This is a genomic window from Candidatus Omnitrophota bacterium (genome assembly GCA_018894435.1).
In the GTDB taxonomy this organism is placed as follows: domain Bacteria; phylum Omnitrophota; class Gorgyraeia; order JAHIPI01; family JAHIPI01; genus JAHIPI01.
This window is the reverse complement of the sequence record JAHIPI010000047.1, coordinates 1-22,232: the sequence shown is the minus strand read 5'-3', so window position 1 is coordinate 22,232 and position 22,232 is coordinate 1. Positions and strand designations below refer to the sequence as shown.

Below are 22,232 nucleotides of genomic sequence, written 5' to 3'. Positions count from 1 at the left end.
TATAGTATGGTTTACCAATTGGTAAACCATACTATATAGTAAACCATAACTTTTCTCTTTTGTCAAGGTGCGGCGCGCAACTTCAGCCGGAAGCGGATACAAATAGCGGCCGCATTATTTGAATTGTTTTCTTAGCTGGGTTAACATGGAAATTGCATATTTGGGGTAGGTTTTTTAGTGGGCTCCAATCCCAAGAATAACGACAGGAATGGTCTTCATAAAAATCTTCTCTATTATTTCGCCAAGCCCTTCTGCCTGAAACTCCGGCTTATTGGAGACTTCAAAACTTAAGACGCCGGAGCCGGGGCTGTAAGCAGCGGTTATTTTGATCGTTTTCAGCTTTTTTGCTATATCGGGGTCCTCTAGAATGTATCTTCTTTCGATTTTTTTGATGAGGCCTTTCGTTTCAGAATCTGAGACCGTAAATCTTATAAAATCGATATTTTTATCCGCAAGATTATAATAAAAAGAATTTATCTTATCCGCCGCTCTTTTGGTGTGTTTGGGCAGTTTTAAATCCAGCAATTCCTTAAACGCCGGATGATTATCTTGTTTTGTCTCGGAATATACGGGCGAGTACAGTCCGCATAGCAGTATTAGTAGGATAATGGGTATTTTTCTAATGTAAGTGGGCATTGCTGTTTTTTATTATTTCGGCATAGACGCGGGCGCTGGGTCTCACAATCCGTTGCTGCGTTTTGTAGTCTACTTCTATAAGCCCGAATCGCGGACCGTAGCCGTGGGCCCATTCGAAATTGTCTAGTAACGACCAGTGCAAGTACCCCAAAACATGGGCCCCATCTTTTATGGCAAGGGCGACTTCTCCTAGGTGAGCTTTTATGAAATCTATCCTATCATTGTCATCTTTTGTGCAGATACCGTTTTCGGTTATTAATATAGGCAGGCGGTAACGCTTATTGAATGCCATAATAAGCTCATAGATCCCCTTTGGGTATATTTCCCAATTAAGAAAATTCCTTTTGCCGGAATCCCTATGATGGGTGGTTGAGCAGATATCTCCGAATATCACGGGCGGTAAAAACCATTTAAAATGGACATAGTCCCTGGCATAATAATTGAGGCCTATAAAATCTAGGGATTTTCTTAATGGCAAAAGCGTGGGCGGCATGCCGGGCGCTATGCAAAAGCCGCGCATAAGCGAATCCAGGAAAAGATTATTCACATAATAGCCGCGCAGTTTTGCGGAAATGACATCTCCCGGATTGCCGGGCCTGCAGGGAGTATAAATCACCGTAAAATTTGCCAGGCTGACTTTAGGAGAAGGCCACTTCTTTTCCTTATAGACGTTATGTATGGCCTTATAAGCCAAGCAATGCGCTTTCAGCATGGCTATGAATGCCCGGTTGGCCTTCTTGAACGACCGCTCTCCGGGGGGCCATTCTCCTCTTACGTAGGAGCTATTAATATGCCCGGCCGGTTCATTAATAGTGAGCCAATAAGAGACATCCTCCCCTAATTCCCTTGCAATCTTTTTCGCAAAGCTGGCAAATATGCGTCCGCCCCCCTCCCCCAGCCATCCTCCTTTTCCGGCAAACCACAAGGGAAGGGTGAAATGGTTGAGGGTAACAATGGGTTCTATGCCCAAACTGCGCAAACTTTTTATCATGTCTCTATAGTGGGCTACGGCAGCCGCGTCAAACCTGCCTTGCTCCGGCTCTATGCGGCTCCATTCAAGTGAAAATCTGTGGGCATTATGATTGAGGGATTTGGCGAGTTTAAAATCGCTTTTATAAAGGTTCCATTGATCGCAGGCTCTTTGGGATCGCTCGGGGACTCTTTTGTCTTTTTCCCACTTCCACCAGTCATTATTCTGATTATCTCCTTCAACCTGGTGGCTGGAGGTCGCCGAGCCCCACAAAAAACCGTTCGGGAATTTTAGCATATTAAGGCGTTACCGTAAGGGGGCAAAAGTGGTTACTAAGAATCGCTTTAAGCTGGCTCGGTTTATATAGCTTCCCCTTAAATGTACAAACAGCGGCTATGTTAAGATCATTGATAGTGTCGTTTATTATAGCCTCATATTCTACCAACTCATCCCAGTATTTCGATATCAGGGTAGAACCGTCGCCCGCCACTCTGATCATCGCAAAACCTTTATTCATAATATCATCGTATAGAGAGCGCCATCTGGCCAGGACAACGCTCTTTTTAAATGTCCCGTCTTCCGCGAGATACCAATTTTCAAAACTTTCTATCCGCATCTTATCGCTAAGCAGATAATCCTCTATCTCCGGGATATACATCTTTATTGATTTTAACGCAGTATCGACAGATACGCTTTGGCGCGGGATCCACATGCAGTATTCAAGCTTGCGCAGGCCTTCACTAAAAAAGGTCGCTAGAGTTCTGGCGAGAAGAATGTCGCTTTCGTAGAAGTGGTAAAAATGGTATCCCATATCTACCTCATCCTCATTTATTTAGAATATCGACCGTCTTCTTATTATCGCTTGTATTGAGAATCAGACCGCAAGGACAGGTGCAACCACAGGCGCTTCCGTAGATATACTTTATATCGATACTGGCGGCTTTTAACTTTTCGGCTATCTCGGCAGCCATGCCGGATTTATTTTCCAGCTCTACCTTAACAGCGTCTTTTTCGGATACTTCGATCTTTTTGGCCTTAAGCTCCTTGATGGCAGCCGCATTGTCCGATGTGACAATTCTGAATATTGCATCGCTTTCCACTCCAAAGGCATTTAGAGCATTTATATTGGCGCCGCTTTTCGCTATTGTGCCCGCAACCTCAGCCAGCATCCCCACCCTGTTGGGTGTCTTCACTATCAATTCCTTCACAATCGTTGCCTTTGCCATAATAACACCTCCGGTTAATCCAATTTTACCTGCTTTTCTTACTTTCGTCAATATAAATACCTATTTTTCTTTACATAATTCATATTCTGTGCTATATTTTCTACTTATAAGGATTATATATGACGGAAAAGAATAAGATTATAATTATAGCAGTCCTCTTCTTCCTATTTTTTCCAAAACAGGCTTTTGGCTCAGAGGCCGTCCCACAAGACAGCAATAAGGGATATATTCAAAAAAATGACACTGTGGAAGGCATGGCGACAAGAACGCCGATAGATGTTACTCTCCCCAAAATATCGATACACGGCCCCAAAGAATGGATACCCATAGTAGACCTTACCGCATACGGCACTTACAGCCACGCCGATAAGGGTGACGACGTGTGGGGCGCCTCTGTATTCGGAACCATGGCTCCTGCCATGAAATATAACGACGATTTGTATATTATACCGTTATATAGCGGCTCATACCAGCGGGAGAAATTCTTTGTGGTGGAGGAGGAAGGGCCGCTGTCAACTACTGAGATACAGCACCACGACCTTTCTATGACTGCAAAATACCTCTTGACAGAAAAAGTGACTATAAGCCCTACAATATTCGGCGGCTGGGACCTAAATGTAGAAAGCAAAGATGAAGGCTGGGGCAACGGCCTTTACGATTACAGGGAAATGGGTTCGGGCAGCGATTTTGATTATTTAGTCTATGATACTTCGAAAGGCCGCATCCAGCTGACGAGCGGTGCCAAGTGGTATATACGTCAATATCCTAATTATCATTCCCTGATATCGCTGGCCACGCCAACAGCTCCTGAAGTCCATGAAAAAGATTATAACGGAATCGAGCTTTCGTCCGGCTGGAAATATACAAATCTCAAGAATACGTCATTAGACCTCAAATATATCCTGCTGATGAAGTATTTTATAGATAAGAAGGTAGTAGACGAGGATGGCATATTAGAAGGAAGAAGACGGCAGGAGTACCGAAATTCCATAAAGCTTAGTGCGCTATACTCCCCTGCCCCGAATAAAGGATTTCAGTATAACTATTCTTCGGAATTCACATGCAACACGGGCAACCAGAATTTTTATGATTCACGCGGAACGGCCGTTTTGAGCGACGACGTCTTTACACCGCGATATTATGATTACTTGGGTTTTGACGCAAGGCCGGAGATATCCTACATCTTTGTTCATAAGGATAAACCTGTCGCTATACTCAGCGGCGGATACAATTTTCTAATGAGAAACTACACCAGCAGAAAACCGCAGGATGCGGATGGCGGGTACAAGTCAGGCAAGCAGATCGATTTTGAGCATATATTTAAGGCGAGCATGGAAATACCAGTTACGAAGCATGTTTCGTGGGTAACGCGGTATGATTATACTCTTGAGTCGTCTAATATGGATTACGAGCAGTTTTATACCTACAACTACAAACTACACAGAGTAATGAGCGGCATGTCGATCAGTTATTAACGCAGTCGTAGCCGACGTTTAAACGTCGGCTACATTGTGGATAAGTTATATGTTTATTCGCCTAACAAATAATTCGGGACGTTATCATCGCGTTTCCAGTCCATCCTATTAGTCGGGACATAAATCAAGTCTATTCCGCCCGTATCATGGAAAACGGACGAGGTAAATATCATTTCCAGATTGTTGTTTCCGATGTTTAAATTTCTGCTGCCCATATTGACTCTGAGCGCATCTCCAAGGTCACGTATATCCACGCCGCCCTTATTCTTCCTCTTCCCCTTGTCAGAAATAACATAGAATTCCGCACCGATGAACTTTGTGACTCCTTTTGCGTTTGCCATATTATATCTAAAACCTTTCGGATTGTTATCTTCTCCGCCTATTATGTCGGCATTCCTTAGTCCTGAAGTAATGGAATACGTACCGGACGGCTGCAAGCCGTCTATTTTACGCGCATACGGCATAGGATCGTTCTTGTTAAAATTATTTACAAGAAGAGTCTGGTGATCTATACGTTGTATGCGCTCATCTCGCCGCCAAGAGCGCGCGCCGGAAAACTCTTTCCTTTCCGTAAAGGCATCTTCCGCGTGAGATAATTTTATAGACATGCTCTGCGGATAAAATCCCTGCGGCTGATATGAACTCACAATGTGGTGTGGTACGCCGTCATCATATTTTGTATTCAAGTACTCATTCCAGTGTAACCTCTTGAGTTGACCCGTATCGAGACTGTTAAGTGATTTGTTAAACGTTGTCACCCATTGCATCGTCGTCAGATCATTACCCGCCCTTAGATTTACGTTCAGTAGTTCAACGGCCTTGCTAGACGGGCGCAGAATATACTGCTCGACTCTCACCCTATCGCCGTAGATGTCTTTCATAACCTTGCCTGTCTGAGCGTCCGAAATTTTTTCCATATATCCGTCAAACCGCCGTAAATCGCCATCCTCCAAAATATCCTGGATTGCATTGCGGATTGCAGTGCGAAGGTGCTGCCGCTCAAGAAGCCTAGCCATCTCTTCTTTCACGGCGTCTTTCTCGCGCTGCTCTTCAAAGGCAATGATATCCTGCAAAATCTCGTCTTGTACGATACTCTGGGCATTATTCAGTAATTCTTCGGCAGCGGCTATTGCGCTGGCAAGTTGAGTGTCAGTCAGGGTATCCAATTCCGATTCTATACCGTTTAACACCCCTATTATAATATTCGCCTGTGAAAGTAATTCTGGGGTTCCGGCAAGTACTGTCTCCGCCTCTTCTGCCGCGCTATTTGCGGTTGCGGCGGCTGTATTGGCATTATTTATGGCATCACGAGTAAATTCCACAAGAATGTACAAAATGGCTAATACTGCATCATTACCTCCGTTTTCCGCGTTTATCGCGACTGCCCGTATCTCATCCGACAACGCATCTGCTGTATTGGCCCAATAAGAAGCATCCTCAATGCTCTGCTGCAAGCGGTAAGCAACACTGCCCGTGTTCTCGCCGGAAAGTTCGGAATTTAAGATATCCAACGTCTCCCTTAGCGCACCAATATCAGAGGAGATGGTACTCAGCTGCGTTTGATAAGTATTTATTTGGTTCTTTGCGGCAGGAATATCAACAATTATATAGCCCCGCCTTTTGGCGGCCTCATTGTCTACATCGTCCATAGCGCCGTTTACGGCAAATTGGGCAGCATTGGCCATGTTCTCGGTCTCTTCATACTCATCCTCTGCCTGATCAAGTGCCGATGAAGCAGTGTTATAGGCAGTATCCATCGCCGCTTCTGCCTCATTGACCAATCCTTTTTTGGAATCTATATCTCCCAGTGCCTCCTGCGCATTTTCAGAAGCTGCATACGCCCTGCCCGCCGCCTCTCCCGCTTCAACGCTTGCTATAATGGCATCGCGCATATCTGTTATATTATCAGCCATCTCTTCGCTATCTGCAGCAACTACATTAAACGCGGCTTCCAATAGTCCCACATCGTCAGTTATTATTCCCATAGCGCTAACAAGAGCGCCTGCTTGCTCTATTTTAGAACGGGCTTCTTCAACGGCTTCTTCAGCTACTAAAGCCGCGCCGTTTGCGGCACCTGCTGCCAGATTGGCTTCATTTATCGCTGCCTGAGTAAGTTCTATCAACACCCGCACCGCTTCAAGCGCGGCATCGGTACCTGTAATAAACGCTATATCGGCCGCTTCCTGTAATCTTGCGACCAAAAGTTCAAGGTCAGCGGCGCGTGCTAATGCGTCATTCGAAGCATTCTGTAGAAGATCTGCTATCTCTTCGTTCTCCTTATTCTGTGTATCTAACTGTTCCGTAAGTTCGTCTAATTTTTCTCCCATCTTATCCGATAATACCCGCAAAAATGACGAAAAAGAATCAATATCTTCATCGTTTAACTCTTCGAGCGAAAACCCCCAATACTCGATTAACCTTCCAAGAAATTGCCAATCTTCAATATTATCGGGTAGTTCAAGGTCTTCGGGTAGTTCAAAATCTTCCGGAAGCTCAAAAATATCCTCATCGAAGGGATCATCAAAAGGGTCCTCCGGCTCGCTTGCGATAACATTATCTATCTCATCTTGAGTATCTGATACAAGCTGGGAAGTCTCGCTATATTTAATCCCTGCCCGTAGAAAGGCTAAATAAGTTCCCCCTTCTCCGTAATAAGCTCCGTCCATCTCGCTTTTCGCATCGCTTAATTCGCTATTTGCCCAGTTCACGTCGGCTAGTGCGCTAAAGGCATTATCGGATGCTTCGTGCGCGCGTATAGATGCCGTGGCTGCGTTTTCGCTGGCGGTTAAAGCAGCTGTCAATAGTTGCAATTTAGCCGCGCTTTCGTCGTCGCTCTGCCTTAATAAATCTTCCAAAATATCGGGGTCGCCGCCGAAAACTAAATCGGCAATAGTGGTATCTTCGGGCGCCTGATACGGATCGGCCGCAAGTATGTCTTCCCACCCCTGTTTCCATTCCTGCTGCTTGTCTTCAGGGACATTTACGGGTTCCGTTACTTCTCCGTTCTCATAAGAACCGGATTCCTGGCCGGCGCTTACTGTAAAATATTTTCCACTGATAGTATTGGTATAGATTACCCCTCCCACTTCTACGAATAATTCCGTAATGAGCCTTTCCTTAACATCGGGCGGAACTTCTTCGGGGGTCAATTCGCGCACTTTCAAATAATAGACCGTCCCCCTTATGGCCGCGACCGCTGTCGGCGTCTTTATGGTGAAAGAGGAGTTGGTATTGGAGGCAAATTCTTCTACCAGAGCACGCAATTTCCCGGTATGAAGCTTTAATTTATAATCGACCGATTTTCCCGAAATATCCAGCGACTCTATTTCAAATTCGCTATTAGGCTTCAGCATTACCTGGCTGCCATTCGTAAAAGCGATGCTCGCCATTCCATCGGCACCGGTCTTTATCTTGTCTCCATTAAATAATTGAAGGCCTTCAAATGCCGTTTCCCATACCGTAGCTTCGTCAGGCATATACCCTACTTCGCCTATCATAGCTTTTAGAAGCGCGTTGTCTTTGTCGGCAAATGATATACCGCACAAAAAGGGAACAAGGCACAGCCCTAACACCAAAATCTTAATATTGTAATATTGTTTATGTGGTTTCATTCTATTTCCATATTCCATATCCGACTTTACTGTTACCTAACTACTCGAGTATACTTCCTTTATCAAAAATTGTCAATCAATCTTTTCAAATTTCCTAAAAAGTTATCCGCATCGTAGCCGACGTTTAAACGTCGGCTACTGTTCCAAAACTTGTTCCAAAATCAACTTTTTTGATGAAGTATCCACGCTCACGACAAAACCGCTTAAAAACGACATTCCGAGCAGGCCGTCTACTCCGCCCACCAGGCTGCTTTCGAGCACAGCCGCCTGCACATTCCTTACCTCCGCATCACCTACTTTGATAGAGCTAAGCATTACGGGCTTAGCATTGGAGGACGTCCCGTCAGCCATTATTATCTCAATTGTAGCGTCCATGCTTTCACTCACCATACCAAGTCGCTCGGCCACATCCCTGGAGATGACAACTATTGAAGCGCCCGTATCCACGATCAACCTCGCAAGCACGGTGCCATTTATAAGCGCATCAACGATGATTTGATTTTCCTCAGAAATATAATTGACGATATCTTTTTTAAAGTCGCTTTCCATCTCCGCAACCTTTTCGTTCATTTCCTCAAAAAATAGCAATTCCTGATCAGGCATTTCGTAACCGACTTCAATGTCTTTTCCTCCGGCTAACAAGTCTTTTAGTTCTTGAAAAGTGCCGCGGTACTTAGCGGCCTTTTGCATCAAATTTGAACTGATTGTCTTCTCCTCGGAATAAAGGCCCTTCAGCGCGCTATTTTCTTTGTTGAGTTCGGCGCTTAACGAATTTATCTCACTGACCACAGTATTATATCGCCGTATCGCTTTATCGGCGTCGATCGCCTTTAATTCTTTGCTTTTTTTGTCTAATGATTTCAAGAGATCCGCTATCTTCTTCTCTTTCCGAAGTATCTCATCCTGGTTGGCCATGCTGCCAGCCTTCAGCTTCTTTAGTGATTCTTTAACCTCTTTAGCTTTAAGATAGGCCAGCCTTACCTCTTCGCAGCCTAACGGTGCCCATTCGCCACGCGATATTCCGGCCTCCCGCCTATCATCCTTCAGCCGCTCGTTATCCTCTGGGGATGCCCAATCGATCGTCTCAATCTCATCTTTTCTGACGGTCATGGTCCCAACGCCAAGGTCTATAACAATGCTTATTTCGTTTTCCTCCGCAATTATGCCTTCCGTTGTCCCGCCGTTCTTAAAATATATGACATCCGCATACGCCGATGGCCATAAAATCAAAATTGCGGTAAAAATTAATACGCTAAGTCTCATAATAACCGTCCGAATTACTGTCATTGCGAGCCCCGAAGTTTCGGGGCGAAGCAATCTCATTGTCAAAACTTTACTTTAGGCGCTTCTCTCATAGCGGCATCCTCTACTTCGAAGAGGGCCTCTTTCTTAAAACCGAACGTATTTGCTATGGTATTTGTGGGAAACTGCTCTACCGCTTTATTCAAGTTCATCGTCCAATCGTTATAATTGTTGCGGGCGAATGAGATCTTGTTTTCCGTCGATGTCAGCTCGTCCTGCAATGCCATTATATTCTGATTTGCTTTTAGGTTCGGATAATTTTCTACCACGGCAAAGAGACTTCGGAGAGATTGGGTCAGAAAGTTTTCGGCCGCGCCTTTTTCTTTTACGCCGGAGACATCTATGGCCTGCTGGCGCGCTTTAACGACATTCTCCAAAACCGTCTTTTCATGAGTAAGGTACCCTTTTACAGTCTCAACAAGATTAGGTATCAGATCATACCTTCTCTTTAGCTGGACTTCTATGCCGGCCCATGCGTTTTTTACCTCGTTGCGCATAGATACTAAACTGTTGTACATCCCTATAAGTGCGACCGCAAGTATTACGAGAATCCCTAAAATAACCCAGCCCATATTTCCACCCCCCGAGTTAGCTGCTTTTTTTATTCTCTATGAGATATTGCAGAATCTCCAGCTCATCCGTATCAAACCACACAAGGCCGCAAAAATCACACTTATCAACCTCGACAAGATAGGCCATCGTATAGAAACCCTTTATCATATCTATGCCGCATTTCGGGCATTTTAGATACGATCTATCCGGTACCCTTGTCTTATCCCGCAAACGCGTAAGGCCGTCCCGCTGGGTGAGCTCCGCTATTTTTTGAACGCGCTCATCAAAACCTTTTTCCCGTCTTATCATTATGCGGGGAAGGCGGCCTTTCTCAACTAAAATGCCGCCGCAGGAAAGGCATCTTTGGGCCAGCGCCCCTTCGTATTCCTCGTCCATCAGATGCCGCTTGCATCGCGGACAGTTAAACGCTGACGCGCTAGTTTCCCGCCCTGCGCCGCCCGGAAGCTGGAAGCGGGCATGTTCTTTTAATTTTTCCTGGGATATTACGCTATTTTCTATGTCCTTCACATCCACATGCGCCATATTTGCTAAAATAGATATACGCTTACCTATCGGCGGATGCGTAGAAAGCAGATTCGCGAATAATCCCTCGGCCTCGTCGATCTCTTCTCTGGCGGGATTTATAATAAAAAGCGACTCAAGGTTCCTGTCGATATAGCCCATCCCCCTCCATCCGCGTGAAATAGAATAAAGCGCTCCGCCTAAACTTATGGGATCTCTCGTAAGCTTCACTGCTACGGCATCGGCCCTGAGCTCCCTGTCCCTGGAAATAAAAAGCCTTATGAGATTGTAAAAAAATTGCATTACGCTCAATATCGCGTAGACAAGCAAAAGGAAGAGTATTATACCACCGCTTCCCTTGCCGCTTGAACGCACACGTCCGCCTTTAAACACCTTGCCAAGCGCGGCGAGCATGGCCGCATAGATTCCGAATAGCGCGCAACCCACGGTCGTTTGAAAGGAATCGCCGGATACTATGTGGCCGCATTCGTGGGCCACAACCGCTTCAAGCTGCTGCCTGTTCAGTTTTGAGAGCAGGCCTTCCGTCACGCCTATAACGGCATTCCTGTGACGGTCTGAGATCGCAAACGCATTCATCGCTACGGTCGGGATGACTATGGATGTTATTTTATACTTACTGCCCGTGGCGACATTGACTTCATCCACTATCTTTTTGAAGCGTTCATGATATTTATCGGAAAGGTCGGCATTATGGGCTCCTAAATTACGCGTAATGAGAGGCAGGGCGTTACTTACCGAATATGCCGCGTGAATAACGGCCGCGCCAAAAGCAAAAAAAAGTATATACAACAATTCTCTACCCGTAAGGAAGGGCGTGACTTTGCCCGCAGCTTCGCTATTAAGCACAAAAAACGCTTTTGTCACATTGCCCAAAACCGCTGCGATTACAAAATAAAAAAGAAGCAGAACAGTAAAGAATATCCATATCCGTATACTCTTCGCCTCTTGTATTTCGGTATACGTTAATGCCATATCTTACACATTAGTGAGCGCTCGTTAAATCTTGTGCTCGCTTTTAAGTATATTTTCAAGAGTGCTGACTATCTTTTTATTATATTTTTCGGGATGTTCGACCATCTCTTGCAGTGCTTCATTGTAACTAAGGGCCTTGCGATAAGGCCTATTGGTAGACATGGCATCAAAGACGTCGCAAACAGCTATAATCTGAGCGGCAAGTGAGATCTGATCTTCTTTCAGCCCGCGCGGATAGCCTGAGCCGTCAAGGCGCTCATGATGATCGCGGATCGCATTTATGTGCTTGTTGAAATATTTACTTGTGCTGAGGATCTTTACGCTGAACTCCGGATGCAATTGTATCACATAGCGTTCCCCGGCGCTCAAAACATCTTCTTTGCGGAGGATATCGGGCGGTATGCCTACTTTTCCAATATCGTGCAGTATCGCTGCTTGGCGCAGTATCTTTAATTCCTCCTCCGGCATCTGCAGGATCTGTGCTATCTTTTCCGCGTATTCCCCCACCCTTTCCGAATGGCCGGCTGTGCACGGATCCTTCTCTTCCAGCGCCACTATTAGAGAGCGCAATGTTTCAAAGTGTGCTTCCTCAAGGTCTTTCTGCGTAGTGCTGAGCTGTTGCAAAAGGTCCTCAAGCTCTTTATTTCTCTCTTCCAAATCTGCCGCAAGAAATGTAAGCCCGCCGTCTAATCTATCTTTTATCGTCTTTCCGGCGTCAGGCGCTTCAAAAACCGAAACATCAATTTTGGGGTTAAATCTGTATATTTTATTATACCCTATCTCCTTTGCCCTTAGCATGGCGGCGCGAGCGCCGCGCATCAACTCTGAAGCTGTTTTTGGGAATGAAGCTCTATTTATTTCCGAAACTCCTACTGCGACTGTTGGCTTAAGGGATTCTTTTTCTACCGCAAAATCTGTCTCCCTTATATTATTTCTTACGCCGCCCGCAATTCCCAGCGCCTCCCCTATACCAACTCTCGGAAGAAGCATTCCGAACTCCCCGATGCCAAGATACGCGCCGTAACCGCTCTTAGGTAGTTTTGCTATTATATTTTCGGCTATTTTCCGCTGGATGCGCTGGCCTTCGTTAAAATCCGCATCTTTGATTATTCTGTCAAGATTAAGTAACTTTATTATAATGAGCGAACACTCGCTGCTTGTATTAATCGTAGTTTTTGCCACGTGCTCCAGCAAAAAACGGAAATATCTGTGGGTGTATAAAGATGTCAGCGAATCTGTTATCGCCAATTTCTTTACCTCTTGCCCCTCTAAAACTACCAGAGTATATTTATAAAACGTAATTCCCAGGAATAGAGCCGGTAATAAAATTATTACGTCAAATGTAGGGCAAACTATTCCGTTAAGGAAAAATGTAAATGATATACTCGCATAGACTACCATCATAAAAATTAAGATAGAGAAACCGTGGATAACCTCCTTACGATAGAACAAAAGAAACGCCAACAAATAGAAAAATGATATCAATAAAGCAGAATATTTTGGTTCGGCATGATTCATATATGAACTATTTACAATAGACTTCAATACATTCGCGATTATAAGGCCGCCTGACCGGTATCCCAGCGGAGTAAGATGCAGGTCATGGAATATCTCACCGGTCTGACTTACTAGGACAAGTTTATTTTTAAATATCTGCGGGGCTACTTTGCCTGCCATGATCCGCCAGACAGGAACGGTCTCAACATCGTCCTTATCGCACATATAATTTATTAAAAATGAGCCGTTATCATCCGCGGGTATCGCGATATGCCTACTCTTATCCCCTATTATGATTTGGCCAGATTCCTGAATTATCCTATCGTAAGGTATTCCCAGGTAGCTGGCGGCGGCCTTTACCTCAAAGGACATGTCGCCGCCTTTTTGAGGAGCCAGTATCAGGGCAAAGGCCTTTATGCGCCTTATGGCGCTGTCCGCATCGCGCTCGGCGCCTATAACGCCGTAACCTTTGCTTGCTTTTGCGAAGATATCGTAAGGGCCGAGATATAACTTCTCCTTGCCGTAGACCGAAGCAATTATAACATTTCCGCTTCGTTTTATGGCATCGGCAAGTTTCGCGTCGGCCTCGGAATTATTGGGGCTATGGCCGTAGAGGGCAAAATCTAATGCTATCGTCCCCGGGCCATACTCTGATATCTTGTCAATAAAATCGGCAAAGACATCTCTTTCCCAGGGCCACCTCTTTTCCAAACGCTCATACGACTCCTCATCTATGGTAACGAGCACTATATCCTGCGATTTAATCCCTTCCTTATTGAAAATGCTGTTAAGGCTGTGCCTCATCCTGAAAAAGTAATCGTTGAATTTAAGCTTTGCGATTTTGACCGGCGGGAAGTAAAAGGTCGAATAAAGATATATTGCCGCGATAAATACCGCTATAAGAACGGGAAATAGCGGGCTTCTAAAGATAATCCTTTGTCCGATATTTGAATTATCTTTAGGCCGGCTATACATCAATGATTTAAGAGAAAACCGCTTACTATCTCCCATCTTATATCCATCCTATAGCTGGAAACCGTCTTCTTTTTTCTTTCCCTTTTTAAACTTGGCTTCTATTTCTTCCACCGCAAATTTCAGGCCCTGTATTATTTTTGTCGCTTCTTCTTCACTATATTTGTAGGCGGGACCGGCTAAATTGCCTATCAATTTGATCTTTTGAAGGGCATTGTTTACCCTCATAGTGGCGAGGCGTTTGCACTTCTGCTCCGACGTCTCTGCCGGGTGACCGGCTTCTCCGTCTTTATTAATCTTCTGCTCTTCCATTCTTTCACCTCCGATTTTTACCTGGTTACCTTTTATTCCGATTTGCTGCGCTCTGCATTTCTACTATTTTCACATCTTTCGGAATTGTAAATTCCGAATCGTCAATTTTTGTGTTTATCTGTATATTCTTCATGATCGTCGTTACTGTGCCGCCCGCGATATCCAATTCATATTTTACGGGAAAATTCTTTGCCCGCCAAACCCATGCCCTGGCTTTGACTTTTGTGCCCGGGTCTATAAACTCATATATGTCGCAGTCATAATCGCCTACGCTTTCGGAACCCACAACCCTGGCATTCAAAAGCTGCAGATAACCCTTGTAATCGGAAAGGTTTTTTATGTTTGTCGGTCCTCTTGCTATCATCTTGTAGGCCTTTTTCTCAACAGGCATATATTGATAAGCCGTCATCCCATCTATTATTGTGACCAGCTTGCCCCGCGGCATATTAACTTCCATGCGCATCTTATCGTCTTTTATTTTTATACTCGTCTCCCGCGCCACAACGTTTTTTATACCGGTTGTAACCTGATCGTATGATGCCGTAAAAGCATGGGCATCCAGACAGGCTACTGTCAAAACCAATGCTACGCCAAAAACCAATACGCGCTTCATACTGCTCCCTCCTAGCGTTCGATACGCAGAATATCGCTGCGTGGTAATATAAAAGTCCCGCCCTCCACGCCAAACGAAATGTTATTTGCGGATTCCTCTTCTATTTTAGCTTTAAAGGAATTGCCGTTTTTAAGATATATCGTGACCAGTTCGTCTTTTGGGTCAACAGTCTTTTTTGCCGGCCTCACTTGGCGAGATTCGATGCCCGAAGGCTTTCTCTCTTCTATGGTAAAGCGCGGCTTCCCATTTGCGCCCGCAAAAAACGGAATAGCCAGAGTAACCGCCAAAAATATCGCGATGACGATAAGAGGCGAAAGAACCGTAAACCAGACCAGCGCCATAGATTTTTTATACCGCCCGGCATCCGCCTCTTTTTCTTCCGCTGCCAAGGCAAAAAGGTCAAGCGATTCGTCAATACTGGACAAAAAGTAGATAGGAAATATCCTGAAAAATACCGGTATAGGCAGAAATAAAAGAGTAAGCAGTATAGCCAAAAGTGTTATAACGCACACACCGACAATAACCAATATCGCAAGTATTACGGCTTTGGCTGCCTGGGGAGTTACAATATATATAAGCCATCCGAGCAATCCGCATATGCCGGCGGCACTAAGGGCCAAAATTACGCCTGCTATTATAATGGCTATGCTGACTAGTATGGCCAATATTGCCAAGGCCAATTTTAGTAGAAAATATAACACTATATCGACGGCGTTTGGTGGAAATATCCTCAAGAATTCGGCCCAGGCCTTTAAAATTCCCGTCTTTCTTTTATACATAATCGGAAGAATAAAATCCAGCACAGTCAAAGCTATGAGCATGAGCAAAAATGCGATTATCAAAAACGGCGAGAGATAAGGTTTTATAATAGCGAATATTTTGAGAATATCAAACGCGGCCCTTCCGTCAAGCATTCCTGATTTTGCGATCGCTGCAATAGGCGGGATAAGTATTCCAATAAGAATCAACGCGGCGACGGAACTAAAGATTATATTCCACATCAGGTAGGAATTGCCCTGAGGCTTGTTTCTGTGGAATGGCACCCTGAGGGAAGCATCGTTTCTGACTACAGAGTCTATAAATACGAATGAAAAATTGGCGTTAACCCACATCCATAGAAAGATTATAAGGCCCAAAAGCATTATAATTACGCCGGCGGCGAGAACAACCGGAATTGCTTTTTTGGGGTCATTGAGGATAGGCAGGGAACGTATTTTTTCCAGGGGGCTTTTTTCCGGCTCTATCGTAATGGCTTGCGAAGGTGCGGAAGACGCCTGCTTGGCAATCTCCGCGGCTATCTTATTAAAATCGTTTTTGTCGCCTTTAATATTAAAATTGAAACCGCCTATCTGACCCGCTAGCAATACAATTATACCGAGCATAATCCATTTTTTTAATGTAAAGGGCTTAAAAAGAATCTCCGCTGTCCTTTGCCACGACATTTGTATAATACGAGCGTATGAATATTTTTTCATATTTCCCTGCGTTTTCTAAGCGCGCGCCTCATTATACCCTTTGCCCCCCCATATCCTAACATGGAGAAGGCCTTATCTATCGAAAACCATTTACCGTCTGCTATCTCTCGCTTTTGGATCACCAGTTTATCATCGCCCGTTAATTTAAAAAGATATAAATACACGGTTTTATAAATAAGCTTACCGTCTCTTTTGTAAAAATAATCTGTTTTTCCTGCCTTTCGGAGAAACTCTATTTCTTTTAATCCTACTTCCTCCCGTATCTCCCTCCTGGCCGCTTCAAGCGATGTCTCGCCTTTATCTATTTTTCCTTTGGGCCAGGTCCATTTACCGTAAGGATCTTTTATTAAAAGTATTTTTATCGTGCCGCGTTCAAATTTTACTATTATGCCGCCGCTTGATCGCTCCCGCTCCGTTTTTGCCATTCTTATTGCGCCCTTACCATGCTGCCTGTCTTGTTTCGTCTGTCGTGTTTATGTAATCGTCAAACTCGATTTTTCCGTGTATCTCTTTATTGATAACCGCTCTCCGTTCAGAAGTATATGGGTGAGTACGAAAATATATATATCTATGTGTTTCTCCTTTTAGCTGTCTGTCTAATAGACGATCCATAAAACTGACTGCACCTTCCGGATCAAAACCGGCCCGTTTCAGATACGCGACTGATAATTTATCGGCCTCGAACTCCGCTTCTCTGCTATATGACATCATAAGCTGCCCTATTGCCACGGAAGATTCTGCCTGTGTCCTTGAATCGGCGCGGCTCAAAACGCCCAAAAGCTGCAGGCCCGCCAAGCCGATGGATGTCTGCAGTTTCTTTACGCTGTGCTTAGTCACTATATGCCCGACTTCGTGGGCCAATACTGCGGCAAGCTCGTCATCTGACTTCATGTCCTCGACCATATCTTGAAATATATATACATAGCCGCCGGGCAGCGCGAAGGCATTATACCTCTGTTCTTTTTTTAGATCTTTGCCTTCGAGTACCCCGAAAAAATATGTCAGGTTCGGCCTATCGCAAACTTCTACTATCCGCTGGCCTATTTCATTAACACGCGCCTGCACCCCGGCATCCCTGACGAGCCCAAACCTTTTCTCAACCTCCTCGGCAAGCGACCTGCCCATCTTCACTTCCTGGGCCTCCCCTATCATAACAAGGTCGTCCTTTCCGGTAACGGGGTTGTAATCCGCTCTACACATGGCAGGCAAAAGAAATATTAAAATAAAAGATACTGCGCAGATGATTTTTTTCATCCTGCCCGCCTTTTGTGATTTAATCTTTTTTACCCCGTTAGACCTTCGGAGGTCTAACGGGGCTTACAATATCACCCTGCGAAACCTTTGTCAAGTTATAAACTTTTCCTCTTTCGCCCTCATTGCGCGATTGACCAGGCCTTTCAGGCGCGATAGATTCGTCTTTTGCGAACCCCTAAGGTATAGGCGGATCGCCCGTCTCTTTACAGCGATAGAACGGTTCGACAAGCTGACCGCTTCCTGAGCGCCATAACCATTTTCAGGCATTATGCCGAAATGCAAAGTATAAATATTTTTAAGTCTGGACTTTTTTACGATTTCATTTACCAGCTTGTGCGTTTTATGGCCGTATTCGCCGCTTCTATTATGCGTAAAGATTATGTCGGGCTTACCGTGCGTACGGATAAAAACTTTCAGCTTGCGAAGCATCTCTTCTTTTAAAAAGCGGCCCTTTTTCTTTACGATACCCAGCATAAAAGGCGTAACAAAAGAGCCGTTTCTTTTATAAATTTCTGCGGCGCTCTTAAGTTCCTCCTGTCTGCGTTTATTAAATCTGGCGTCGCAATCGGTCATGCATAGTATGCGCCAGCGCCATTTTTTGAACTCGGCAATTGTCCCGCCCATAAAAATAGACTCGTCATCCGGATGCGCCGTTATTATAAGCGCGTCTCTTTTGAGATTTTTTGCGTCCTTGAGTAATCTTGGCATCATTATTTTCCGAACATAAATTTAAGTGAGGTAAAAAACAGCAAATACCCGAAAAAACGTTTCAGCGTTGAGGCGGGTATATTATTCGCGAAAACGGCTCCTAAGTAGCCGCCTGCCACAAAACCGAGACAGATAAAAATGGCCATCTTCAGATTAACATTACCCGCATGATAATATTTTAAGGCGGCCAAAATCCCTATTGGAGGAACCATAAGCGCCAGCGTAGTCCCCTGCGCCTGGTGCTGTGTTAGGCCGAAAATCAAGACCATAATCGGCACAAGTATAATGCCGCCGCCTATGCCAAAAAATCCGCTCGCGACACCCGCGATTATCCCGGCCAATATGTATGCCGCTATCTGCATGATAGTCTCCTTGTGCAATTACTTGTCGTTTTATCTTCAGTAAATTATCTCTTTCAGCTGACGCATATCGCCTAATATGTAATCCGGCTTCACCGCCTCTATGCTTTCCCGGCTGCCTATCCCCCAGGTAAGGCCGCATGTAAGAATGCCGGCGATCTTTCCCGCCTTTATGTCTATCTCGCTGTCGCCTATGATCATCGCCTGATGCGGCAGGACATCTATGCCTTCGAGCAGGCTGCTTATCGGGCAGCTATGAGGTTTTCTGCAATTCTGGTCTTCGCCGCCCATGACTTTGCTGAAATATTTGTCTATATTAAAACGCTTTAAAGTCGCCACCGCGAGATCGCGGTCCTTATTAGTAACCAGCATAAGCGTCTTATCTTTTAAATATTCGAGTATATCCAAAACGCCGGGAAAAAGCTTTGTATGGTCGAACATGTGCGCGCGGTAGAATTCATTGAATGCCGTATTCGCTTTATCTACCATCTCAGGCGTTGCTTCGCGGCCAAGTGAATCCTCGATGAGCTTGTCACGTCCGCGGCCAATATACCTCTGTATAATATCATCCGGCCTCTCTTTAAACCCGAGCGCTTTCAGGATATAATTTATCGAATCTATTATATCTTTCTTGGAGTCGATGAGAGTACCATCCAAATCGAATATAGCGGCCTTTATATACTTTTTCGCCATGGAACTATTTTCTCTTTCTCCCCCCGCAGAATTTATTCACCACTATCTTCAACTCCTCTCCGACATCGGCCATGACCGCTTCCAACTTAGCATTTGAGGCCGCCAGCTCCTGATTGCTGGAAACAGCAAGCTTCGCATTAGCATTGCCGGCATTGATGACAACAGCTAACTCAGCCGCTATCAGGACTAAAAGAACCGCTATAACTATAAGAAGAATATCAGGATATTTCACCATAACCCCCGCGTTACACCCATTTTAGTAATAATATCATAATTATCGACAATATTCAAGATATCATGTGTCTTAAAATTTATACTTGCATATATGCGCTATCGCATATATAATAAAAATCTGTTATGGAAACAAAAAGTGACAAAGAATTAGTGCTGAGCTGTCTCGGAGGCGCGCCTGATGCCTGGAGCGCTTTTATTGATAAGTTCTCGAGCCTTGTATACTGGGCAATTAAGCGAAAGCTAAACAGGTACTGCCCGGCATATTTAAAGAGCGACGCTGAAGATTTGTACCAGCGCGTATTTGCTTTGTTGTGGGAAAAAAGAAGCCTTGAAGCTGTTAAAGACAGAGATAATATATCCCCTTGGCTTATAGTGCTCGCGTCCAATCTTGCCACAGATTTCGTGCGAAAGAAAAAACGCGAAGAAGATTTCCTGCAGGAAGAGCTGGCAAAAAAGATACCCCCTATTGATGACTATTCCTCAGTATTAATAAAGGAAAAAAGGGATATTCTCGATAAAGCCATGGGTATCCTTACCGAAAAAGAAAGGGCCTATCTGGAACTCAGCTATTTTTCGGGCAAAAAACACAAAGAAATAGCGGACACATTCAACGTGCCCATGAACTCCGTATCGACGATCATCGCGCGGGCAAAAACGAAGATAAAAAGGTTTATCTCAAAAAAGATAAAAATTTGAAAGAAAATAGCTCTGCCAAACGTATATATTAGTGAGGGACCTATGGAAACTGAAAAATTGAACAATATCTTAAAAGATTATTTTAGCGCCAAAATAAAACTGCCGGAGAAGAGCTCCGACTGCCCCCCTCTAGAAACACTGGCACGATACGCATCCGGAGGACTTCACGGCCAAGAAAGCTATAACGTAGGAAATCATGTAAAGCGCTGCGCTTTTTGCAGTGAACTGGTCGAAGGCGCCTTCCTCTACTCGGCGTACGCGAAAGAAATAAAATTAGAGGACGTGTCTGCCAGGATGAAAAAAAGAGCCAAATCCTTAAACCCTGCTTATACCGAAAAGGAGCACAAATTTATGTCATATCTCAAGAAAAAAATATGGTTTATATTGAGCCTAACCTCTTTCATAGCTTCATTCTTTGTGCCGCGATATTTCCTTCAGTTTCTCGCCCTCGCGATAATCCTCGGCCTCAAATGGGTCTTCAATAAAGAGACTACGCGGACTTTAATAATGGTCTATAATGCCTGGAAAAAACATGATAAAGAAGGCAAGGAAGATCTCGACGAGATATTCAAAAACCGCCTGTAATAAGTTATCCGCAACGCAGCCTACACCCGCTTTTCCAAAAAATATTAAAAAAAGTTGAAAGAAAATCACCTCCCCATTCGTATATATAAGTGGGAGGTGATAAAAATGCTGGATATAGAAGTAGTCAGAATCCATCGCCTGGACGGCGAAGGCACCACAAAAGCATTCTGCGACATAATCATATCGGACGCCCTTATTATAAAGGGAATACGGATCGTAGATGGCAAAAAAGGCCTTTTTGCCGCAATGCCTTCACAACAGGGCAAGGACGGTAAGTGGTACGACTCGATCAGGCCTACCAGTAAAGAGGTAAAAGCCTCGTTAAATGATGTCATTATTAAAGCATTTAATGATTAACTGGTGGCGAGTCAAAGATAACATCGGCAAAACGGGCGAGGCCCTTGCCTCGGGCTATCTGAAGCGGCAAGGCTACGAGATACTAGAGCGCAACTATAAGACGAAAATAGGCGAAATAGATATCGTGGCGCGCGACGGCAAGGCCCTCGTCTTTGTCGAGGTGAAGACACGGCAATCAGACCTCTACGGATTGCCGGAAGAAGCTATAAACGCAAAAAAGATGCGCAAGTTAACGCAGCTTGCCGAATTATATATAAAGCGAAAACACCTATATCAAACCGAAGCGCGGTTTGACGTAGTAGGCATTCTTATGGACTGCGGAAACGGTTCGAAATCCATAAGATTGACCAAAAACGCTTTTTAAAAAGGATCCTATGCTTGCAAAAGTAAAATCGAGCGTATTACATGGAATAGACGCCAAAGAGGTCACGGTAGAGGTGGACGTAAATTTTCAAGGGCTCCCTTCCTTTTCTATAGTCGGCTTGCCTGACATGGCAGTAAGAGAAAGTATTCAGCGGGTCAAGAAGGCTATCAATAATTCCGGCTTCAGGTTCCCTGATCATAAAATAATCGTCAATCTCGCCCCTGCCGGAATAAAAAAAGAAGGGCCATCGTTCGATCTTCCGATGGCGCTCGGTATTTTGGCTGCCACAGAGCAAATGGATAAAGAAAACCTGGAGGATGTATTCGCCTGCGGAGAATTGTCGCTCGACGGAAATCTGAGGCCCTTGAACGGGATTCTCTCACGTGTCAGCCATATGAAAGGAAAAGGCATAAAGAAATGCATCATCCCTTTTGAAAACGGCCGTGAAGCGCGCCTCGTAAGAGAGGTGGCCATCTGGGCTATGCCGAATCTATATGATGCCGTTCAGGCGCTCAGCGGAAATATTCCCCCGAAGGCCTCGGACATGAACCAGAAAAAAATCTGGGCAAAAGATATCTCTTATGATATCGATTTCAGCGACGTAAAAGGCCACTCCCACATAAAACGTGGTTTGGAGATAGCTGCCGCCGGCGGCCACAACGTCCTGATGGTGGGTCCTCCCGGTTCAGGCAAGACGATGCTTGCCAAACGAATCGAAACAATTCTTCCTGAAATGAATTTTGAAGAGGCTATTGAGTGCACAAAAGTCTATAGTGTTAGTGGCAATGCGCCGAACGCGGATTCGCTTATACGTAAAAGGCCTTTT

24 protein-coding genes are annotated in these 22,232 nt (G+C 44.8%); 6 read left to right on the top strand and 18 right to left on the bottom strand.

The features are described 5' to 3' along the window. Window positions 1–174: 174 nt before the first annotated feature. From KKI13_03725 to KKI13_03710, 4 genes are read right to left on the bottom strand one after another with little or no spacing between them, the layout of a single operon-like run. The gene (locus KKI13_03725; protein ID MBU4488158.1) at window positions 175–636 is read right to left on the bottom strand and encodes a hypothetical protein; all 462 of its coding nucleotides are present in this window, start codon (window positions 634–636) and stop codon (window positions 175–177) included. Then, window positions 620–1,903, bottom strand: a complete 1,284-nt coding sequence (locus KKI13_03720) for a glycoside hydrolase family 1 protein (protein MBU4488157.1) — start codon at window positions 1,901–1,903, stop codon at window positions 620–622. Before KKI13_03720 ends, KKI13_03725 begins: the two co-directional genes overlap by 17 nt. 1 nt (window position 1,904) lies before the next feature. Beyond that, window positions 1,905–2,417, bottom strand: coding sequence for an MEDS domain-containing protein (locus tag KKI13_03715; protein MBU4488156.1), 513 nt, complete (start codon window positions 2,415–2,417; stop codon window positions 1,905–1,907). A 13-nt stretch (window positions 2,418–2,430) separates the two neighbouring features. Continuing rightward, the gene (locus KKI13_03710) at window positions 2,431–2,832 is read right to left on the bottom strand and encodes an ACT domain-containing protein (protein ID MBU4488155.1); all 402 of its coding nucleotides are present in this window, start codon (window positions 2,830–2,832) and stop codon (window positions 2,431–2,433) included. Window positions 2,833–2,951: 119 nt separating this feature from the next. Here KKI13_03710 and KKI13_03705 point away from each other — a divergent pair, with 119 nt between their 5' ends. After that, window positions 2,952–4,307 (top strand): hypothetical protein, encoded by a 1,356-nt coding sequence (locus KKI13_03705; GenBank protein ID MBU4488154.1) that lies wholly within the window; start codon window positions 2,952–2,954, stop codon window positions 4,305–4,307. Window positions 4,308–4,360: 53 nt separating this feature from the next. Here KKI13_03705 and KKI13_03700 read toward each other — a convergent pair whose 3' ends face one another. From KKI13_03700 to KKI13_03635, 14 genes are all read right to left on the bottom strand, one after another. Continuing rightward, on the bottom strand, window positions 4,361–7,918 hold the full coding sequence (locus KKI13_03700; GenBank protein MBU4488153.1) for a FecR domain-containing protein: 3,558 nt from the start codon (window positions 7,916–7,918) through the stop codon (window positions 4,361–4,363). A gap of 135 nt (window positions 7,919–8,053) precedes the next feature. Next, window positions 8,054–9,181 (bottom strand): TIGR02281 family clan AA aspartic protease, encoded by a 1,128-nt coding sequence (locus tag KKI13_03695; protein ID MBU4488152.1) that lies wholly within the window; start codon window positions 9,179–9,181, stop codon window positions 8,054–8,056. A 62-nt stretch (window positions 9,182–9,243) separates the two neighbouring features. Next, window positions 9,244–9,792, bottom strand: a complete 549-nt coding sequence (locus KKI13_03690; protein MBU4488151.1) for a LemA family protein — start codon at window positions 9,790–9,792, stop codon at window positions 9,244–9,246. Between the two features lie 16 nt (window positions 9,793–9,808). Continuing rightward, on the bottom strand, window positions 9,809–11,287 hold the full coding sequence (locus KKI13_03685; GenBank protein MBU4488150.1) for a M48 family metalloprotease: 1,479 nt from the start codon (window positions 11,285–11,287) through the stop codon (window positions 9,809–9,811). Between the two features lie 24 nt (window positions 11,288–11,311). After that, window positions 11,312–13,795: a CHASE2 domain-containing protein gene (locus KKI13_03680; GenBank protein MBU4488149.1), complete on the bottom strand. Its 2,484-nt coding sequence runs from the start codon at window positions 13,793–13,795 to the stop codon at window positions 11,312–11,314. A gap of 12 nt (window positions 13,796–13,807) precedes the next feature. Then, a complete protein-coding gene (locus KKI13_03675) occupies window positions 13,808–14,068 on the bottom strand; it encodes a hypothetical protein (GenBank protein MBU4488148.1) in 261 nt (86 codons plus the stop codon). Between the two features lie 25 nt (window positions 14,069–14,093). After that, window positions 14,094–14,681, bottom strand: a complete 588-nt coding sequence (locus tag KKI13_03670; GenBank protein ID MBU4488147.1) for a hypothetical protein — start codon at window positions 14,679–14,681, stop codon at window positions 14,094–14,096. A gap of 11 nt (window positions 14,682–14,692) precedes the next feature. Continuing rightward, complete coding sequence (locus KKI13_03665; protein MBU4488146.1) at window positions 14,693–16,156, bottom strand: hypothetical protein; 1,464 nt, start codon at window positions 16,154–16,156, stop codon at window positions 14,693–14,695. Next, entirely contained in the window at window positions 16,153–16,581 is a 429-nt protein-coding gene (locus tag KKI13_03660; protein MBU4488145.1) for an NUDIX hydrolase, read from the bottom strand. The genes KKI13_03665 and KKI13_03660 overlap by 4 nt, the downstream gene beginning before the upstream one ends. Window positions 16,582–16,594: 13 nt before the next feature. Beyond that, on the bottom strand, window positions 16,595–17,410 hold the full coding sequence (locus tag KKI13_03655; protein MBU4488144.1) for a M48 family metalloprotease: 816 nt from the start codon (window positions 17,408–17,410) through the stop codon (window positions 16,595–16,597). A 90-nt stretch (window positions 17,411–17,500) separates the two neighbouring features. Then, window positions 17,501–18,121 (bottom strand): PIG-L family deacetylase, encoded by a 621-nt coding sequence (locus KKI13_03650; GenBank protein MBU4488143.1) that lies wholly within the window; start codon window positions 18,119–18,121, stop codon window positions 17,501–17,503. Beyond that, window positions 18,121–18,480, bottom strand: coding sequence for a sulfite exporter TauE/SafE family protein (locus tag KKI13_03645; GenBank protein ID MBU4488142.1), 360 nt, complete (start codon window positions 18,478–18,480; stop codon window positions 18,121–18,123). The genes KKI13_03650 and KKI13_03645 overlap by 1 nt, the downstream gene beginning before the upstream one ends. Window positions 18,481–18,516: 36 nt before the next feature. Then, window positions 18,517–19,170 (bottom strand): HAD-IA family hydrolase, encoded by a 654-nt coding sequence (locus tag KKI13_03640; GenBank protein ID MBU4488141.1) that lies wholly within the window; start codon window positions 19,168–19,170, stop codon window positions 18,517–18,519. A gap of 4 nt (window positions 19,171–19,174) precedes the next feature. Then, window positions 19,175–19,405: a hypothetical protein gene (locus tag KKI13_03635; protein MBU4488140.1), complete on the bottom strand. Its 231-nt coding sequence runs from the start codon at window positions 19,403–19,405 to the stop codon at window positions 19,175–19,177. Between the two features lie 122 nt (window positions 19,406–19,527). Here KKI13_03635 and KKI13_03630 point away from each other — a divergent pair, with 122 nt between their 5' ends. The 5 genes from KKI13_03630 to KKI13_03610 all read left to right on the top strand — a co-directional run. Continuing rightward, a complete protein-coding gene (locus KKI13_03630; GenBank protein ID MBU4488139.1) occupies window positions 19,528–20,100 on the top strand; it encodes a sigma-70 family RNA polymerase sigma factor in 573 nt (190 codons plus the stop codon). Between the two features lie 42 nt (window positions 20,101–20,142). Further along, window positions 20,143–20,685, top strand: coding sequence for a hypothetical protein (locus KKI13_03625; GenBank protein ID MBU4488138.1), 543 nt, complete (start codon window positions 20,143–20,145; stop codon window positions 20,683–20,685). A gap of 105 nt (window positions 20,686–20,790) precedes the next feature. Further along, window positions 20,791–21,042 carry a SpoVG family protein gene (locus KKI13_03620; protein MBU4488137.1) on the top strand — a complete coding sequence of 84 codons (252 nt, stop codon included), beginning with the start codon at window positions 20,791–20,793 and terminating at the stop codon, window positions 21,040–21,042. After that, a complete protein-coding gene (locus tag KKI13_03615; GenBank protein MBU4488136.1) occupies window positions 21,011–21,406 on the top strand; it encodes a YraN family protein in 396 nt (131 codons plus the stop codon). The genes KKI13_03620 and KKI13_03615 overlap by 32 nt, the downstream gene beginning before the upstream one ends. Window positions 21,407–21,416: 10 nt before the next feature. Next, on the top strand, window positions 21,417–22,232 hold an 816-nt coding region (locus KKI13_03610; protein ID MBU4488135.1), incomplete at its 3' end, for an ATP-binding protein.